This is a genomic window from Microcoleus sp. BM001215392 (assembly GCF_036700185.1).
Lineage (GTDB): Bacteria > Cyanobacteriota > Cyanobacteriia > Cyanobacteriales > Microcoleaceae > Microcoleus.
Map to the genome: position 1 here is coordinate 1 of NZ_JAUBOJ010000561.1, position 3,444 is coordinate 3,444.

The following is a 3,444-nucleotide window of genomic DNA, read 5'->3' on the forward strand; positions in this document are numbered from 1 at the left end:
GTCGGGGGACTTTGAGAAGACTCTTGTCCCCCCCTTCGATCGGGGGGCTAGGGGGATCTAGTCCGATCGAGAGTGGAATTAATATTATTAGTTATTACTTAAGGATCGTTAAATGCTGCCATTAATCTTCGATACCTGCGTGCCCAGAGAAGAAATTTTATCGGGAGACTTGTCTCTAGATTTATTTGCAGCAAAATTGCGGCTGGTAGTTGAAGGAAATGCACCTCAAGTTTATCAAGATGCGAATAAATTCTTTGCCAATACTTTCGCCACAGACGGTATCAAAACTCTGATTGGCGAAGTTTTCGGTCGCTTGATGAAACAAAGGGCTGGGGCTGGAGTGATTCGTTTGGAAACGAGTTTTGGGGGTGGGAAAACTCACGATGAAATTGCACTCTGGCATATCTGCAAATTAGGGCGAGAAATTCACGGATTGGAACGGTTTACAGATATTAACATTATTCCCGATCGCCCTTTGCAAGTTGCTGCGATCGACGGTCGAGATTTAGACCCGGAACAAGGAGTTTATCATGCCGACAGCGGCTTGACAACTTACACGCTTTGGGGCGAAATTGCTTACCAAATTGGCGGGATTCAAGGCTATCAGTTATTGCAAGGTAGCGACAAAAGTGGCGTTAGTCCCGGGACTTCCGTCTTGGAACGATTGACGGGGGGACAGCCGACTGTAATTATTTTAGATGAAATTGCGCGGTATTTGCGATCGGCAAAAGCGAAACAAATTGGTAGCAGCGATTTAGCAAAACAAGTAGTAGCTTTCCTATTTTCGTTGATGGATTTGGCGGCAGCGTGCGATAATTTAGTATTGGTTTATTCCCTCGCCTCGACAGCAGATACTTTTGCGGAAGAAACGGCGGAATTGCAAGAAACGATGCGCGCTTCTGCGAGACAAGAACGAGTGTTGAGCCCTTCTACAGATATCGAAATTTATAACATCGTCAAACAGCGCGTGTTTGCGACAGTTAGCGAAACAGCGGCGCAAAAAGCAGCAGCGGCATATTTGGCGGCTTATCGCAATTGTCGGGTGAATTTGCCCGATGGGTGCAAAGATGCGTCATACTCAAAGGCGATCGCCCAAAGTTATCCGTTTCACCCGGAATTGTTCAATCTGCTGACTAAAAAGATTGCTTCTATTCCCGAATTTCAAAAGACGCGGGGCGCTTTGCGATTGTTCGCGCAAGTCGTGCGACATTTGTGGGAAAATCGCGATGGCTGGGTATCGATGATTCACACGCATCATATTCCGGTGGGGATGGATGCCGAAATTACTAACGATCTTACTTCTCGGTTGCAGCGATCGCTCTTGCGGAATGCGATCGGCGCGGATATCTACAATCCCGATGGTAGGCCGGCTTACGCACAATTGCAAGATGCGGAATGGATCGCAGCCGGAAAACCGCCGTTTTCTACTTGGGTTAGCAGAACCATATTTCTGCATTCTTTGACTCAGGGAAATTCTTCGGGAATTCGGCTGGCGGAGTTGAATTTGTCGCTGCTAATTCCGGGGGTTGATAGCGGTTTTGTCGATCGCGTTTTAGAAACGCTAACTAAGGTAGCCTGGTATTTAGACTTCGATCCGATGACTTCCTTGGCCAGGTTTAAGGAAGAACCTTCGATTAACAAAATTATAACCGAGGAGAAGGAACAAGTCGGGGTTTTGGCGGCGAAAGAAGATTTGCGAACCCGCCGAGATAGCATTTTTGCGAAGAAGTTTTTTACCTTAGTTTCTAATGTCGAAACTCCGGGAGATGTAGACGATAACCCGGATGATGTGGCGCTGTGCGCGATCGACTTTGACGAAGCGACGGTGGATGTTTCTACCGACGCAGCGCCGGAATTAGTCGATCGCATTTTTAACAGTAGCGGCGAATCCGGGAAGTTTCGCACTTACCGCAATCGGTTGTTATTTTTAGTCGCGAATCGGCTAGAGTTGGAAAGAGCGATCGACAATTCCCGAGAATACAAAGCAATTCAAAATATTCTCAAAAGTCAGAACCGGTTGCAAGATTTATCAGGAAGCCAGCAGAAGCAACTCAAGGAAAGGGAAGGCGCGAAAGATATTGCGGTGAGAGTATCTTTAACTAATGCTTACCGCCATTTATTTTATCCTGCAAATGATGCTGTGAAAGCACCGAAAGGGTTGATGCACTACACTCTTTCCGCGCAGGATGCGAGTACGGTGAAAGGCAAAAACAACCAGCAAGATGTGATTCTGAAAGCCCTGAAAGATTGCGGCAAGATTCGCCCGGAAGAAGCTAAATTTTTCGCCCCGGCTTTTATCTTGCAAAAAGTTTGGCCGGCGGGCTTGGATAGTTGGACGACGAAGGCGCTGCGCGATGCTTTTGCGAAGGATTTGAGTTTGAATATTCTCCTCGATGCGGAAGTTTCAATGTTGCGGGAGACGATTCGCCAAGGTTTGAAAATGGGGAATTGGGATATGAAAGTCGGGGAGAGATTATTTATCAAAACCGATGATACCGTGTTAGTGTTGCCCGAGACGATCGAATTTAGCGATCGCCCGATCCTGTACAGACGCGGCATTCTCGAACCTCCAGCGCCGAAATTAGTGGAAATCAGCGCTCAATTGATGCCGAGTGCAGAGGCTGCAAAACCCGTGCGCGTCAGGTGGAAGGCGAAAGGAGCACTGAGTGTTAGTTTGTATCAAGATAACGTTTTAGTCCCCCAAAATTTCTTCCCTTCCGATGAGTATGAAACCACCGTTGTGAATAACAGTATATTTCGGGTGGTAGCAGATTACGGCAGCGGAGAAACAGCACAAAAGGAAACCAATGTCAATCTAAATTTGCAAAATTCTAGCGTGCGAGATGGCAGCAATTCTGCCTATGTTGTGGAAGGGCTACAGCCGAGTTTGTGGGATGCGAAACCGCCGATTATCGAACTCGACGGCACGGTGAATGCGGTTTTTGCTGGTTTGGGCGATCGGCTGATCGATTACAAAGTTCAAGGCATCGAAATGCTAGAATTGTCAGTGAATCGAGTCATGGATTATCGCAAATTGGGAACAGCAATTGCCCTATTGCAGCGCTGGCAACCGCAAATCGACCAAACAGCAACCATTCAAACCGGCGACCAATTTGTGCGGTTGGAATATCAAGGGCCGATGCGAGGATTTCAAAGTTTTTTCTCGACTATCAACAGTTTGTTGAACAGTCCCGACACAGAAGCGACTGTTAGTTTGAAAATCACCTTAGAATTCAAGCCAGTTTTGCCAGCAAATGCCTCGGATATTAGCAGTATAAAACAAACCCTCGATCGCAATCCAGTAGAACGTATAAATTTGATGGCAAGGGTAGTATATTGAAATGTAGGGGCGGATTTTACTGATAAATCTCGCTTTTAGGCCAAGTCTCGATCCCCCTAAATCCCCCTTAAGAAGGGGGACTTTGAAAAGACTCTTGTCCCCCC

1 protein-coding gene is annotated in these 3,444 nt (G+C 46.9%); it reads left to right on the top strand.

The features are described from left to right. The first annotated feature begins 112 nt into the window (after window positions 1-112). Window positions 113-3,340 (top strand): ATP-binding protein, encoded by a 3,228-nt coding sequence (locus QT974_RS32650; RefSeq protein ID WP_333472511.1) that lies wholly within the window; start codon window positions 113-115, stop codon window positions 3,338-3,340. Window positions 3,341-3,444 lie beyond the last annotated feature (104 nt).

Coding starts and splice junctions, on each gene's coding strand:
- QT974_RS32650 (WP_333472511.1), top strand. CDS start 113: ATGCTGCCATTAATCTTCGATACCTGCGTGCCCAGAGAAGAAATTTTA.